The organism is Catellatospora vulcania (genome assembly GCF_009720385.1).
GTDB lineage: Bacteria > Actinomycetota > Actinomycetes > Mycobacteriales > Micromonosporaceae > Catellatospora > Catellatospora vulcania.
Genome location: NZ_ML769309.1, coordinates 22,207 through 37,589, shown reverse-complemented (window position 1 = coordinate 37,589; position 15,383 = coordinate 22,207). Strand labels below are relative to the sequence as shown.

The window sequence follows — 15,383 nt, the reverse complement described above, 5'->3', positions numbered from 1 at the left end:
GCATCCGCGGCGGTGTGTCGGCGGTGACCGCCAAGCCTGCGTTACGGCGTCCTGACGCCCTGCCGGACCGGGCGGCGCGGCCGGGCCACGGCGACCGGACGCGCCGGCGGCCGCACGCCCCGCCACCACAGCCGCTGCACGGTTAGCGTGAGGACGCCCGCCACGATGATCGCGGCCAGGTTGACGAGCAGTTGCAGCGCCGAACCCCATGCCTCGTCGGGCACCCGGTAGGCGGCCGCGACCGCGGCGTTGGCCGCGGCGGGCACCGTGGTGACCGAGATCAGCACCCCGATCAGGGCGCCGGAGCGCGCGGACGTGATCGACACCATCCCGGCGATGCCGGCGAGGAAGCCGACCACCCACGACAGCGCGTCGGGCCGCCAGATGAAATCGGTCAGCGGCCGCTCGGCCAGCAGCATCGAGCGGTCCACCAGCCCCGCGGCGGTCATCGCCCAGGTAGCCAGCACCGTCAGCGCCACGGCCACCGGGAAGCCGACGGCCAGCGCCACCGACGAGCGGCGGACCATCGTCCACCGGCCCTGCACCAGCCCCACGCACAGGCCCGCGAGCGGGCCGAACTCCGGGCCCACCACCATCGCGCCGACGATGAGGATCGGCTGGTCGAGCAGCACGCCCACGGCCGCGATGACCGTCGCCACGGCCAGCAGCACCAGGTACGTCATGGACAGCCGGGTCTCCTGGCCGGTGCGGTGCTCGATCTCCTCCCACACCACCGCGTCGACGCCCTTGCCCGGGGTCCGCGCGGCCGCGCGATCCGCCGAGTCCGACAGGGTGACCCCGGCTTCCTCGATGGTGATCGCGCCCTCGTGTTCGACGCCGAGCTCCCGCAGCCGTTCCAGCACGGCGTTGGCGCCCTCCCGGGCCACGTCGCACAGCACCAGGTCGCCCGCCGGTTCCCGGGCCGCCCCCGGCAGCACGACGAGGTGGGTCACCGCCACGTCGGCCTGCAGCGCCTCGATGACGGCCGCCGCCTGGCGTTGCGGTGTGATCACCCGTAGATGCAGCACTGTGTCCCCTTCGCGGTCGTGGCGTGGGCACCCTACCGCGATCACGCACCGGCCGATCACGACCGGCACCCGCCTCCGGGCCGGGAACGGCGCTACGGCAGCGGTTCGTCGTGCGGCACGAACCGGTAGCCCATGCCGGGCTCGGTGAGCAGCTGGCGCGGGTGTGCGGCGTCGTCCTCCAGCTTGCGGCGCAGCTGGGCCATGTACTGGCGCAGGTAGTTCGTCTCGGTGGCGTACTGCGGACCCCACACCTCCTGCAGCAGCTGCCGCTGGCTGACCAGCTTGCCCGGGTTGCGCACCAGCACGCTGAGCAGGTGCCACTCGGTCGGCGTCAGCCGCACCTCACCACCGCCGGTAAGCGGGCGGACCTGGTGGTCGCCGACGTCGACGGAGTGCCGGCCGATACGCACGACACTCTGCGCGTCCGGCGACGCCGAGTGCCTGCGGGTCACCGCACGGATGCGGGCCAGCAGCTCGTCGACCCCGAACGGCTTGGTGACATAGTCGTCGGCGCCGGCGTCGAGCGCCTCGACCTTGTCCTCGCTGCCGGTGCGCCCGGACAGCACGATGATCGGCGCCGCCGACCAGCCCCGCAGGCCGCGGATCACCTCGACGCCGTCCATGTCGGGCAGGCCGAGGTCGAGCACGACCACGTCAGGGTGGTACGCGCCCGCCGCGCGCAACGCGTTCGCGCCGTCGGGGGCCAGCTCCACGTCGTACCCCCGGGCGCGCAGGTTGATCCGCAGCGCCCGCAGGATCTGCGGCTCGTCGTCCACGATGAGGATCTTCGTCATGCCGCTCCGGTCCCCTCCCCCGCCGAGACCGCCGGCGCGGCCGCACCGGCATGCGCGACGGGCAGCGACAGCACCATGGTCAGGCCGCCACCGAGGGTGGTCTCCGGCACGAGCGTACCGTCCATGGCCTCGCTCAGGCCGCGGGCCAGCGCCAGCCCCAACCCGACCCCGGTGTCGTTGCTGCGGTCGCCTGCGCGCTGGAACGGCAGGAACACCCGGTCCCACTCGGCCTCGGGGATACCCGGACCGTGATCGACGATGCGCAGCTCCACCCGACCCGCGTGCGCGCTGGCCTTCACCAGGGGCGGCCGGTCGGGCGGGCTGTAGCGCAGCGCGTTGCCGATCACGTTGACCAGCACCCGCTCCAGCAGCCCCGGGTCGGCGTCGACCGCGGGCAGGTCGGCGGGGATGCGCATGCGCACCGCACGGCCGCTGTCGCCGAGTTCGTCCAGCGCGTGCGGAACGACCTCCTCCACACCCATCGGCCGCGGGACGACACCGAGCACCCCGGCCTGCAACCTGCTCATGTCGAGCAGGTTCTCGACCAGCCGGTGCAGCCGGTCCAGCGACTCGGCGGCGGTGCTCAGCAGCTCCACCCGGTCGTCCTCGTCGAAGTCGATCTCGTCGCTGGCCAGGCTGTCCACCGCGGCCTTGGCCGACGCGAGCGGCGTACGCAGATCGTGGCTGACCGCCGCGAGCAGCGCGGTCCGCATGCGGTCGGCCTCGGCCAGCGGCAGGGCCGCGGCGGCCTGCTCGGCGAGGCGCTCGTGGCGCAGCGCCAGCGCCGCCTGCGACGCGAACGCCTCCAGGATGCGCCGGTCGGCCGCGGCCAGCGGCTGCCCCCGCAGCACCAGGGTCAGGTCCTCGCTGACCGGCACGTCGGTGTCGGCCTCGCCGGGCGCGAAGCACGGCTGCCCGCCGACCGTGGCGACCACCCGCCACGAGCCCACCTCGTGGCGGCGCGCCGGGCCGTGCCCGGCGCCGTCGCGCGCCTCGAGCAGGGTCACCGACTCCAGGCCGAACGTCTCCTTCAGCCGCTCCAGCAGCGCGGTCAGCGGCCGGTCGCCGCGCAGCACCGAACCCGCGACGGTGGCCAGGGTCTGCGCCTCCGCACCGGCCAGCGCCGCCTCGCGGGTGCGCCGGGCGGCGGTGTCGACGGTCGCGCTCACCGCGGTCGCCACGACCGTGAACACGGCCAGGGCCAGCAGGTTCTCCCGGTCGGTGATGGTCCACCGCCCTACGGGCGGGACGAAGAAGTAGTTCAACAGCGCCGAGCCGCCCAGCGCGGCGACGATGGCGGGCCGCATGCCGCCGACCAGCGCCACCGCCACCACCGCGGCGAGGAAGAGCACGATGTCGGTGCCCAGATCGAGGTCGCCGAACCCGTGCAGCACCAGGGTGAGCAGGGGAAGTCCCAGTGCGGCCAGGGCGTACCCGGCCAGGCGGCGGTGCCTGGACAGCGCGCTGCCGACCGGTCGGCCGAACCTGCCCCGCCCGGCTTCGCCGTGGGTGACCAGGTGGACGTCGATCGTGCCGGAATCCACGATGGTGGACACGCCGACACCCTGGGCGAGGATCTGCGCGAGGCGGCCCCGCCTGCTGGCGCCGAGCACCAGCTGGGTGGCGTTGACCCCGCGGGCGAAGTCCAGCAGCGCCCGGGGCACGTCGGTGCCGATGACCTGGTGGTAGGTGCCGCCCATGTTCTCGACGAGGATGCGCTGCCTGGCCAGCAGCGCCGGGTCGGCACCGGCCAGGCCGTCGTTGCGGGCCACGTGTACGGCCAGCAGGTCGGCGCCGCGAGCGCGGTCGGCGATGCGGGCGGCGCGGCGGATCAGGGTGTCGCCCTCGGGGCCGCCGGTCAGCGCGACGACGACCCGCTCCCGCGCTTCCCAGGTGGCGTCGATCCGGTGCTGGTCGCGGTACCGGTCGAGCTGCTCGTCGACCTTGTCGGCCAGCCACAGCAGGGCCAGCTCGCGCAGCGCGGTGAGGTTGCCGACCCGGAAGTAGTTGCCCAGCGCGGCGTCGATCTTCTCCGGCCGGTAGACGTTGCCGTGCGCCATCCGGCGGCGCAGCGCCTCCGGCGTCATGTCGATCAGCTCGACCTGCTCGGCGCGGCGCACGACCTCGTCGGGCACGGTCTCCCGCTGCGGCACGCCGGTGATGGCGTGCACCACGTCGTTGAGCGACTCCAGGTGCTGGATGTTCAGCGTCGACAGCACGTGGATGCCCGCGTCGAGCAGCTCGTCGACGTCCTGCCAGCGTTTGGCGTTGCGGCAGCCGGGCACGTTGGTGTGCGCCAGCTCGTCGACCAGGACGACCTCGGGCCGGCGGGCCAGGATCGCGTCGACGTCCAGCTCGGTGAACGTGGCGCCCCGGTACTCGATGGTGCGCCGGTCCACCAGCTCCAGGTCGCCGATCATGTGCAGGGTGTGCTTGCGGCCGTGCGTCTCCACGAACCCGACCACCACGTCGGTGCCGCGCTCGCGGCGGCGGTGCGCCTCTTCGAGCATGGCGTACGTCTTGCCGACGCCCGGTGCGGCGCCCAGATGGATCCGCAGTTCCCCACGCGACATGCGCTTCCGCCACTCCCTTCTGGAACGGAGGTCGGGAAGGGCGCCTTCCACAACGCATGGCGAGGTGAAGGCGCCCTTCCTTTCACTGCATACGGTCGAGAGCGAGGTTCAGCGTGAGGACGTTGACGGCGGGTTCGCCCATGAAACCCAGCGCGCGCCCGTCGGTGTGCTCGTCGATCAGCGCGTTGACCCTGTCGAGCGGCACGCCTCGGATCGTCGCGACCCGCTTGGCCTGGAGGTTGGCGTAGTCGACGCTGATGTGCGGGTCGAGTGAGCTGCCGCTGGCGGTGACCGCGTCGGCGGGTACGGCGGACCGCTCGGGAGCGCTGCCCCGGACCGGGACGAGCACGCCCTTTCGGTAGTCCTCGCCGAACCTGCCGCATTCCACGGTCACGCCTTCGTAGGTGGCGATGAACGGGGTGGCCGGGCAGGCCTGGTTGACGCTGACCGCGCGGGTGACCTTGCCGGTCAGGCCGTCGGTGCGGAAGACCCGCAGGACCGCGCCGACGCCGTCGGCGGTGCAGTACGGCCGGCTGCCGTCCACCCCCTCCAGCTCGCCGACCGCCTTGCTGCGCGCGCAGACCTGGGTGAGCAGGGCCTGCTTGCTGCCGTCGCCGTCGGCGGAGTCCGGGTCGAGGGCCGGGTCGCCGAGGGTGTCCTCGATGCTCTCCGGGCCGAGATTGCTCGCCGCGGTGGCGTCGGGGTCGTATCCGGAGGCCGACGGGCGGCTCTGGAAGTACCTCGGCACCGGGTTGCCGTCGGCGTCGGTGAACGACTGGCCGATGAGCGAGCTGCCCACGGGCTGGCCGTTGACCTCGATCAGTGAGCCGTTCGCGTGGTCGCGCAGCCCGGGAATCCGGGCCACGCCGGTTATCGCCAGCGGGTAGAGCAGGCCGAGCAGCACCGTGAAGAGGAGCAGCGCGCGGACGGCGGCGAGGTGCTGGGAGATCCAGCGGGGAGTGCGCATCACGAGATCCCTGGGATAAGCGAGATGATCATGTCAATGATCTTGATTCCGATGAAGGGCGCGATGATGCCGCCGAGGCCGTAGACCCACAGGTTGCGGGTCAGCAGCTTGCTCGCGCTGCTGGGCGTGTAGCGCACGCCGCGCAGTGCGAGGGGGATCAGCGCGATGATGACCAGCGCGTTGAAGATGACGGCGCTGAGGATGGCGGACTCGGGGCTGGACAGCCGCATGATGTTCAGCGCGTCCAGGCTCGGGTACACCACCGCGAACATCGCCGGGATGATCGCGAAGTACTTCGCGATGTCGTTGGCGATGGAGAACGTGGTCAGCGCCCCGCGGGTGATGAGCAGCTGCTTGCCGATCTCCACGATCTCGATGAGCTTGGTGGGGTCGGAGTCCAGGTCCACCATGTTGCCGGCCTCTTTCGCGGCCGACGTGCCGGTGTTCATGGCCACGCCGACGTCTGCCTGGGCCAGTGCCGGGGCGTCGTTGGTGCCGTCGCCGGTCATCGCGACCAGCCGGCCGCCCTCCTGCTCCTTGCGGATCAGGGCGAGCTTGTCCTCCGGCGTCGCCTCGGCCAGGAAGTCGTCCACCCCGGCCTCGTCGGCGATCGCCTTCGCGGTCAGCGGGTTGTCACCGGTGATCATGACGGTGCGGATGCCCATCCGGCGCATCTCCTCGAACCGCTCGCGCATGCCCGACTTGACGACGTCCTTGAGGTGGATCACGCCGAGCGCACGGGCCGACTGCCCGGTGACCAGCTCGGCGACCACCAGCGGCGTGCCGCCCTGACCCGAGATGGCGTCCACGGCCGGGCCGACGTCGTCGGACGGGTGCCCGCCGTTGTCGCGAACCCACTTCATGACCGCCGACGACGCGCCCTTGCGAACCTGCCTCGTCCGACCGTCCTGCGTCATGTCCACGCCCGACATGCGGGTCTGCGCGGTGAACGGGATGAAGACGGCGTGCGGCATCACGCCCTCCTCCCGGGCGCGCAGGCCGTACTGCTCCTTGGCCAGCACGACGATCGAGCGCCCCTCGGGCGTCTCGTCGGCGAGGCTGGACAGCTGCGCCGCGTCGGCGAGCGCCTCCTCGGAGACCCCTGCGGCGGGCAGGAACTTCCACGCCTGGCGGTTGCCCAGAGTGATCGTGCCGGTCTTGTCCAGCAGCAGGGTGTTGACGTCACCCGCGGCCTCGACGGCACGGCCGCTCATGGCCAGCACGTTGCGTTGCACCAGCCGGTCCATGCCGGCGATGCCGATCGCGGACAGCAGCGCCCCGATGGTGGTCGGGATGAGGCAGACCAGCAGCGAGACGAGCACGATGCCACTGATCCCGTCGGGACCGAACGAGGCCGTGTCGGGAGCCGCGCCCTGCCAGTTCTTGGCGTAGATCGCCATCGGCTGCAGCGTGACCACGGCCAGCAGAAAGATGATCGTCAGCGCGGCGAGCAGGATGTTGAGCGCGATCTCGTTCGGGGTCTTCTGCCGGTTCGCGCCCTCGACCAGCGCGATCATCCGGTCGATGAAGCTCTCCCCCGGCTTCTGCGTGATCCGCACGACGATCCGGTCGGACAGCACCTTCGTGCCGCCGGTGACCGCGCTGCGGTCGCCGCCGGACTCGCGGATGACCGGGGCCGACTCGCCGGTGATCGCCGACTCGTCGACGCTGGCGATGCCCTCGACCACGTCGCCGTCACCCGGGATGACCTGGCCCGCCTCGACGACCACGAGGTCGCCCTGGGCCAGCGCCGACGCCGCGACCGACTCCTCGCGGTACCGCGCCGCCGCGGCGCCCTCGGACCAGCCGACGAGCCGCCGGGCCATGGTGTCCTTCTTCGCGCTGCGCAGCGTCGCCGCCTGCGCCTTGCCCCGGCCCTCGGCCACCGCCTCGGCCAGGTTGGCGAAGACCACCGTCAGCCAGAGCCAGACCGTGATCGCCCAGGAGAACCAGGACGGCTGCGTGATCGCCAGCAGCGTGGTGAACACCGCGCCGACCTCGACGATCAGCATGACCGGGTTGCGCCACAGCGTCGCCGGGTTGAGCTTGCGCACGGCGTCGGGCAGCGACTTCCACAGCTGCTGCGGGTCGAGCAGCCCGCCGCCGACCTTGCGCGCCTCGCGGCGCGGGTTCGGGGTTGCCACTGATGTGACAGTCATTTCTTGTCCTTGTCTGTTTTCTTCGCGGGCCGGGTCACAGGCCCTCGGCCAGCGGGCCGAGGGCGAGTGCGGGCAGGAAGGTCAGGGCCACCAGGATCACGACGACGCCGACGACCATGCCGACGAACAGCGGCCGGTGGGTCGGCAGCGTGCCCGCCGACGCCGGGACGGCCTTCTGGCGCGCCAGCGAACCGGCCAGACCGAGCACGAAGATGAGCGGCAGGAAGCGGCCGAGCAGCATGGCCAGGCCGAGCGCGGTGTCCCACCACGGCGTGTTGACCGTGATGCCCGCGAATGCCGAGCCGTTGTTGTTGGCCGCCGAGGTGAACGCGTACACGACCTCGGAGAAACCGTGCGGCCCCACGTTGGCCTGGGTCTGCCAGTTGCCCGTGGCCATCGCGGCCGCGACGCCGATCAGCACCAGCGCCGGGGTGATCAGGAAGTACATCGACGCGAACTTGATCTCACGGGCGCCGATCTTCTTGCCGATGTACTCGGGGGTGCGCCCGACCATGAGACCGGCGACGAACACCGTGATCACGGCGATGACGAGCATGCCGTAGAGGCCGGAGCCGACACCGCCGGGCGCGACCTCGCCGAGCATCATGTTGACGATCGGCATCATGCCGCCGAGCGCGGTGTACGAGTCGTGGAACGAGTTCACCGCCCCGGTCGACGTCAGGGTCGTCGCCGCGGCGAAGGTCGCCGAGTTCGAGACGCCGAACCGGACGTCCTTGCCCTCCAGCGCCGCTCCGAGCGCCTGCGGCACCGTGCCGGCGTGGCCCAGTTCGAACACATTGGTCAGCACGATGCTCGCGACGGCGATGATGCCCATCACGGCCAGGATCGCGTAGCCCTGCCGGTTGTCCTTGACCATCCGGCCGAAGACCCGGGGCAGCGAGAACGGGATGACCAGCAGCAGGAAGACCTCAAGCCAGTCCGTCCACGCGGTCGGGTTCTCGAACGGGTGCGCGGAGTTGACGTTGTAGAAGCCGCCGCCGTTGGTGCCGAGCTCCTTGATCGCCTCCTGGCTCGCCACGGGGCCGCCGGTGATGTGCTGCTGCGCGCCGGTCAGGGTGGACAGCGTGGTGCCGTCGGTCAGGTTCTGCACCACACCGCCGGCGACCAGCACGACCGCCGCCACGACCGCTAGCGGCAGCAGGATGCGCAGCGTGATCCGGGTCAGGTCGACCCAGAAGTTGCCGAGCTGCTCGCTTTTGCGCCGGGCGAAGCCGCGGACCAGGGCCACCGCCACCGCGATGCCGACCGCCGCGGAGACGAAGTTCTGCACCGCCAGACCGGCCATCTGCACGAAGTGCGTCATCGCAGCCTCGCCGGAGTAGGCCTGCCAGTTCGTGTTGGTCACGAAGCTGACCGCGGTGTTCCAGGCCAGGTGCGGGAAGACGCGCTCGTTGATCGGGGTCGCGAAGTCCGGCACCTTGAAGATCAGGTCCTGCAGGCGCAGGAAGGCGAACAGGCCCAGGATCGAGATCAGCGAGAACGCCAGGACGCTGCGGGCGTACACCCCCCAGGACTGCTCCGCGCCCGGGTCGACGCCGAGCACCCGGTAGACGCCGCGCTCGACGCGGCTGTGGCGCTCCCCGTCGACCACGCGGAACATGTAGTCACCGAGGTAGCGGTACGCGACCGCCAGCGCGGCGATGAGCGAGAGAACGAAGATCGCTCCCGCGGTTGTCGTGCTCATCTGAGGACAGCTCTCTTCGATCGTCAGAACTTCTCGGGGAACAGCAGGGCGAAGACCAGGAAGATCGCCAGGACTACGGCGAGCACCAAGCCGACCAGGTTGGCGGTCACAGTCGCTCCACTCCTCGTACGACGAGCGCGAGCGCTGCGAACAGACCCACCGTGAGCAGCACGTAAGCCAGGTCAGCCACCGTCTGCCTCCTTCATCAGTGCGTTGTTTGCGGGGATTTGCCGTTATTGTTTCCGCCCGGCGAACCACCGGGAGGCGGAACGGGCTCCATCCAAACCCCGAAAACACCTCGCGTACGCGCTCTTGACGCCGTCGCTACGGCCGCCCCGGCTTTCTTGACGGCCCCTTGACAACCGTGTGACCTGCGCCGCACCGCACCCAGCACACAAGACAAAGGGCACCTTCTCCACGCCAGGCGTAGCAGAAGGTGCCCTTCTTGACGGGCTCAGGCCCGAACCGCGGTCAGCGCCGCTCCTCGCAGCGGATCACGACGCGCTGGTTCGGCTGGAGCGGGAAGCCCGCCCCCGGGAACTGCCGTTCCACCCGGTACTGGCTCTTGTCCCCGCGGACCCCGCGCACGTCGACCCGCAGGCCCATCGCGGTGAGGTGGTTCTCCGCGTCCTGGCAGTTCCAGTTGCCCACCTCGGGCATGACACCGCCCTGCGGGTTCTTGCTCACCTGCAGTTTGACCACGGCGTTGCGCTCGACCCCGGTGCCCAGCCCCGGGTTCTGCTTGACCACGGTGTCGAACGGCTTGTCCGAGTCGACCTGCTCGACTTCGACCCGCAGCCCCAGGCCCTCCAGGATCGACCTCGCCTCGGTCAGCAACTTGCCCTCGACCGACGGCACGGTCACCGGCGCACGGCCTTTGCTCAGCGTCACCTTGATCTCAGCGCCGATCTTGACCTCCTCGCCCGCCTTGGGCACGGTGTCCAGGACCGAGCCCTTCGGCACGAGGTCGCTGTACTTGTCGGCGGCCTTCACCGGCTTCAGCTTCAGCGGCTCGGCCTGCAGGTCCGCGACGGCCTGGTCCCATGGCTTGCCGGACACGTCCGGCACCAGGTAACGCTCGGGGCCCGCGGACAGCGTCAGCGTCACCGTGCCGCCGCTCACCACGTCGGCGCCCGCCGCCGGGTCCTGCACCAGGACCACGTCCTTGGGGACCTCCTCGCGGAACAGCGGCTCGGCGTAGACGACCTGCAGGCCCGCGCCACGCAGCGTGGCCTCGGCCTCCTCCTTGGTGAGGTTCACCAGCTGCGGCGTCGTGTCGTAGCGGCCGAAGGCCAGGTAGTAGCCGCCGAACACCACGAGCAGCGCCAGCACGGCCGCGCCCGCCATCAGCGCGATCCGCCCGCGCGGATCGCCCATCAGCCGCGTGTACTGCTGCTTGGCCTGCTCCAGCAGACCCGCGAGCGAGGGAGCCGACGCCGCCGCGGTGCGGGTGCGCGGCTCGGCCGGCTCGTCACGCAGCCGGGCCCAGGACGGGCGGTCCGTGGCAGCCGGCACCTGGCTGACGATCATGGTCTCCTGCCCCACCTGACGCATCCGCGTGGTCGCGGAGGACAGGCCGTGGCGGGCCGACTGCACCGCGGTCAGCATCGCGCCGGCGTCCATGAACCGGGCGCCGGGGGCGCGGCGGGTCGCGGACGCGACGAGGTCGTCGAGCACCGGTGGCAGCCCGCCCACGACCTGCGAGGGCGGCGGCACGTCGCGCTCGACGTGCTGCCAGGCCACCTCGACGGGCCGCTCGCCCTGGAACGGCGCGCGGCCGGTGAGCAGCTCGAAAAGCACGATCCCGGCGCCGTACACATCCCCGCGCGGATCGACGTGGCCGTCGGACACGAACTCCGGCGCGACGTAGGCTGCGCTGATCGACGGCTCCGCCCCACCTGCCTCGACGGCGTCGGCGAGCCCGAGGTCGGTCACCTTGACCACCGCTTCGGCCAGGTCGTGGCCGCCGCCGGGGGCCTCGGCCACCATGATGTTCTCCGGCTTGACCGAGCGGTGCACCAGCCCGGTGCGGTGCGCGGCGGCCAGCGCGGCCAGCACCTGCTCGATCACCGCGAGCGCCTCGGCGGGGGCGAGCCGGCGCCGCTCGTCGAGGATGTCGCGCAGCGTGCGACCGCGCACGAACTCGGTCACCAGATATGGCACGCCGTCGTGCACGCCCTGGCCGTAGAACGCGGCCACGTTCGGGTGCGTCAGCCGGGCCAGCCCTGTCGCCTCCTCGGCGAACCGGCCCGTGTGGAAGGCCGCGGCCTGGCCCCGGCGCGGCTGCGGCGGGTGGATCATCTTGACCGCGACGGTCCTGCCCAGCCGCTCGTCCACCGCGGCATAGACCGACGTCATGCCACCGCGGGCCACGAGGCCGCGGATGCGCAAGCGCCCGTCGACGAGCGAGCCGAGCAGGGGGTCGGCGAGCTGAGCGTCCATGGCAGCGCAGTCTAGGGCAGTCACCGCCCTCATGGCTCTCCCGCTGGCGTCACCGCCCGCGACCTGCGGTCATCTGCGACCGCTTCCTATACCGGTTGCGGGTCGCCCACGCTCCGACGTAACGTCGACGGCGATGTGAGCCACTGACACCTTCCCGCGCCCGCGACCGAGGCACTGCCCGGCGGGCGGAAGAGTCGATCTTGTCGGTGGTGTTCCATGTCCTATTCCGCCCTGCTTGCCCATGATCTCGTCCGCACCCTCGGCACGCGCCGGGTGCTCGACGGCGTCTCCCTCACCGCGTCCCCCGGTCACCGGATCGGGCTGATCGGGGAGAACGGCGTCGGCAAATCCACCCTGCTGCGGCTGCTGGCCGGTGCCGACGAGCCCGACTCCGGCACCGTCATCCGCCCCGGCGACCTGGGCTACCTGCACCAGGAGATGCCGTTCGACGCCGCCGCGACGATCGCCGACGTGATCGACGACGCCCTGCGCGAGGCCCGCACGGACCTGGCCGAACTCGACCGGCTCACCGCGGAGCTCGCCGCCGTCGACCCGGACTCCGACGGCTACCCGGCCCTGCTCGCCGCGTACGGCGAGCGGCTGGACCGCGCCCAGGAGCACGAGGCCTGGGACGCCGACCGGCGCGCGGAGATCGTCCTGGCCGGGCTCGGCCTGGGCGGCCTCCCGCACGAGCGGGTGCTGGGGTCGCTGTCCGGCGGGCAGCGCGGACGGCTGGCGCTGGCTGCGCTGCTGGCCCGGCGTCCCTCGGCGCTGCTGCTCGACGAACCGACCAACCACCTCGACGACGTCGCGGCGGCGTTCCTGGAGGAGCAGCTGCGCGGCCTGCCCGGGGTGGTCGTGGTGGCCAGCCACGACCGGGCGTTCCTCGACGCCGTGTGCACCGACCTGATCGACCTCGACCCGGCGGTGGACGGCCCGACCCGCTACGGCGGCGGCTACACCGCGTACCAGGCCGAGAAGCAGGCGGAGCGGGCCCGCTGGCAGCGCCGGTTCGAGCAGGAACAGGAGGAGCTCGACGAGCTGCGCCAGGCCGTTTCGGTGACCGCTCACCAGGTCGCGCCGGGACGCGCCAAACGCGACAGCGAGAAGATGGGCTACGGCCATACCACCGGCCGGGTGCAGAACCAGATCTCACGGCGGGTGCGCAACGCCTCCCGGCGGCTCGACGAACTGCAGCGCGAGCAGGTGCGGCGGCCCCCGGAGCCGCTGCGGTTCCGGGCCGCCCGGCTCGCCGGCACGACGGCCGAAGGCACCCTGCTGTCGCTGCGGGACGTGCAGGTGCCGGGTCGGCTGGCTCTGGACCGCCTCGACCTGGCCTCCACGGACCGGCTGCTGGTCACCGGAGCCAACGGCGCGGGCAAGTCCACGCTGCTCGCGGTACTGGCCGGACGGCTGGACGCCGCGGGCGAGGTGCACCGGCGACGCGGGCTGACCGTGGGGCTGCTGGCTCAGGACACCGTGTTCGAGCGGCCCGACCGCACCGCCCGCGAGACCTACGAGCTGACGCTGGGCACCGCCCGCGCGGAGGCCGTGCCGCTGGGCGACCTCGGCCTGCTCGCCCCCCGCGACCAGGGCACCCGGGTCGGGGACCTGTCCGTCGGCCAGCGCCGTCGGCTCGCCCTGGCACTACTGGTGGCAAACCCGCCGGAACTCCTGCTGCTCGACGAGCCGACGAACCACCTGTCGCCGCGCCTCGCCGACGAGCTGGAGGAGGCGTTGGGGACCGGGCCCGGCGCGATCGTGGTCGCCAGCCACGACCGCTGGCTGCGCTCCCGCTGGCCCGGCCGCGAGCTGCGGCTCTGACGCGGTCCGAAACCGGGCGCGGATTCAGGTCACGGAGTCCGCGATGCGGTAGCCGACGCCTGGCGTGGTCGTGATGACCGGTGGGCTGCCGAGCTTGCGGCGCAGGCGGCCCACCGTGACCGTGACCGTGTTGGTGAACGGGTCGGCGTGCTCGTCCCAGACCCGCTCCAGCAGGTCTTCGGTGCTCAAGAACGCCGGACTCGCCTTCAGTAGTGCTTCCAGCAGGGCGAACTCTTTCACCGACAGGTCGAGCCGCCGACCGTCGCGGGTGGCGGTGCGGCGCACCGGGTCGAGTTCGACGCCCGCCGCGCGCAAGGTCCGGGCCCGTGCCGCGGGCCGCCTCCGGGCCAGCGCACGTACGCGCAGCACCAGCTCCGGGAAGTGGAACGGCTTGCCGAGGTAGTCGTCCGCACCCAGGGTGAGGCCGCTGACCCGGTCCCCGGGTGAGACGGCGGCGGTCAGCATCAGCACCATCGGCCGGTCGTCCCGCTCGGTGATCATCTGGCAGAGCGTGTCGCCGTGGATGCCCGGCAGGTCGCGGTCGAGGACGACCACCTCGTACACGTTGACGTCGAGCTTGACCGCGGCGGCCAGCCCGTCGTGCGCCACGTCCACGGCCATGCCCTGATCGCGCAGCCCTTCGGCCACGATCTCGGCGAGCGCGCGGGCGTCCTCGACCACCAGCACCCTCACGCGGCGGCCTCCTGCCGCGCCCGGGGCAGCGTCACCGTGGCGCGCAGGCCGCCCGCCGGACGGGCCCGCAGCTCCAGCCGGCCGCCGTGCGCCTCGGCGACGGCCGCGACGATCGACAACCCGAGACCGGAGCCGTCGTCGGAGCCGACGCGGTCCGCGCCGAGGCGCTGGAACGGCGACGCGAGCCGATCGACCTGCGCCTGCTCCAGCGCCGGCCCGCCGGACTCGACGACCAGCTCGACCATGCCGTCGGTGGCGGCCACCGCGACGCGCAGCCAGCCGCCGTCCTGGTTGTGCAGCACCGCGTTGTCGACGAGGTTCTGCGCCATGCGGGCCAGCAGCGTCACGTTGCCCTCGGTCCAGGCGCGCTGCGCGATGCCGGCGGCGACGGCGGTCAGTCGCCTGGCCTGGATGTCGGCGGCGCGGGCGGCCAGCGCCTGGCCGGCCAGGTCACCGAGCGCCACCGGGGCCTGGTCGGCAAGCGCGCCGTGCTGCGCGCGGGCCAGCGCCAGCAGGCCGTCGAGCAGGCGGTCCACCCGGTCGAGTTCGGTGCGTACGCGCCCGGCCAGCACGGCCGTCTGCGCGGGCACCGGTTCGGGCTTGGCCTCGGCGACATCCAGCGAGGCGCGCATGGTGGCCAGCGGTGTGCGCAGCTCGTGCGAGGCGTTGGCGACGAACCGGCGCTGCGCGGCGAACGACGCCTCAAGCCTGGCCAGCAGCCCGTCGACGGTGTCCGCGAGATCTTTGACCTCGTCGGCGGGCCCGTCCACGGCGAGACGCTCGTGCAGGTTCTCCGCGGAGATCCGGCGGGTCGCGGCGGTGATCGTGCGCAGCGGGCGCAGCACCCGGCCGGAGATCAGCCTGCCCAGCAGCAGCGAGACCAGGCCCATCACCACCAGCGCGATCAGCGATCCGACCAGCAGCCGCCGCGACTGCACCGCCTCGACGTCCGCCAGACGCGCCTGCAGGTCGTGGATCTGCTCCTGGGCCGCGGTGAGATCGGGCTGCGGTGCGGGTGGGAACTGGCCGGGGGCGACCTGGGTGTTCTTGGCGGAGGCCAGCAGGTTGGTGAGGACCAGCAGCCCGATTCCGGACGCCAGGAAGACCGACGCGTAGAGCAGCGTGAACCGCAGCCGCACCGTCCTGCCCGGCCGTCGCCACCTGCTCATCCGCGCCTCCCCGCCGTGTGCCGATCTCC

At 72.2% G+C, this 15,383-nt stretch carries 11 protein-coding genes; 1 reads left to right on the top strand and 10 read right to left on the bottom strand.

Annotated features, from left to right (window positions below; translation table 11 throughout):
- Nucleotides 1-41 precede the first annotated feature (41 nt).
- The 8 genes from F6W97_RS17085 to F6W97_RS17050 form a co-directional block, all read right to left on the bottom strand.
- Entirely contained in the window at nt 42-1,013 is a 972-nt protein-coding gene (locus F6W97_RS17085; RefSeq protein ID WP_230686747.1) for a DUF389 domain-containing protein, read from the bottom strand.
- Between the two features lie 107 nt (nt 1,014-1,120).
- Nucleotides 1,121-1,822 carry a response regulator gene (locus F6W97_RS17080; RefSeq protein ID WP_155371346.1) on the bottom strand — a complete coding sequence of 234 codons (702 nt, stop codon included), beginning with the start codon at nt 1,820-1,822 and terminating at the stop codon, nt 1,121-1,123.
- Nucleotides 1,819-4,395 carry a sensor histidine kinase gene (locus F6W97_RS17075; RefSeq protein ID WP_155371345.1) on the bottom strand — a complete coding sequence of 859 codons (2,577 nt, stop codon included), beginning with the start codon at nt 4,393-4,395 and terminating at the stop codon, nt 1,819-1,821. The genes F6W97_RS17080 and F6W97_RS17075 overlap by 4 nt, the downstream gene beginning before the upstream one ends.
- Before the next feature lie 82 nt (nt 4,396-4,477).
- Nucleotides 4,478-5,362, bottom strand: coding sequence for a potassium-transporting ATPase subunit C (locus F6W97_RS17070; protein WP_155371344.1), 885 nt, complete (start codon nt 5,360-5,362; stop codon nt 4,478-4,480).
- The gene (gene kdpB, locus F6W97_RS17065) at nt 5,362-7,521 is read right to left on the bottom strand and encodes a potassium-transporting ATPase subunit KdpB (protein WP_155371343.1); all 2,160 of its coding nucleotides are present in this window, start codon (nt 7,519-7,521) and stop codon (nt 5,362-5,364) included. Before kdpB ends, F6W97_RS17070 begins: the two co-directional genes overlap by 1 nt.
- Nucleotides 7,522-7,555: 34 nt before the next feature.
- The gene (gene kdpA / locus F6W97_RS17060) at nt 7,556-9,226 is read right to left on the bottom strand and encodes a potassium-transporting ATPase subunit KdpA (RefSeq protein ID WP_155371342.1); all 1,671 of its coding nucleotides are present in this window, start codon (nt 9,224-9,226) and stop codon (nt 7,556-7,558) included.
- A gap of 23 nt (nt 9,227-9,249) precedes the next feature.
- A complete protein-coding gene (kdpF, locus tag F6W97_RS17055) occupies nt 9,250-9,336 on the bottom strand; it encodes a K(+)-transporting ATPase subunit F (protein ID WP_155371459.1) in 87 nt (28 codons plus the stop codon).
- Between the two features lie 361 nt (nt 9,337-9,697).
- Nucleotides 9,698-11,668 carry a PASTA domain-containing protein gene (locus tag F6W97_RS17050; protein ID WP_230686746.1) on the bottom strand — a complete coding sequence of 657 codons (1,971 nt, stop codon included), beginning with the start codon at nt 11,666-11,668 and terminating at the stop codon, nt 9,698-9,700.
- Between the two features lie 216 nt (nt 11,669-11,884).
- On the opposite strand from F6W97_RS17050, the gene F6W97_RS17045 reads away from it, so the two are divergent.
- Nucleotides 11,885-13,492 (top strand): ABC-F family ATP-binding cassette domain-containing protein, encoded by a 1,608-nt coding sequence (locus tag F6W97_RS17045; RefSeq protein WP_155371341.1) that lies wholly within the window; start codon nt 11,885-11,887, stop codon nt 13,490-13,492.
- Between the two features lie 24 nt (nt 13,493-13,516).
- Here F6W97_RS17045 and F6W97_RS17040 read toward each other — a convergent pair whose 3' ends face one another.
- Complete coding sequence (locus F6W97_RS17040) at nt 13,517-14,185, bottom strand: response regulator transcription factor (protein WP_196279191.1); 669 nt, start codon at nt 14,183-14,185, stop codon at nt 13,517-13,519.
- Entirely contained in the window at nt 14,182-15,354 is a 1,173-nt protein-coding gene (locus F6W97_RS17035; RefSeq protein ID WP_155371340.1) for a sensor histidine kinase, read from the bottom strand. Before F6W97_RS17035 ends, F6W97_RS17040 begins: the two co-directional genes overlap by 4 nt.
- Nucleotides 15,355-15,383 lie beyond the last annotated feature (29 nt).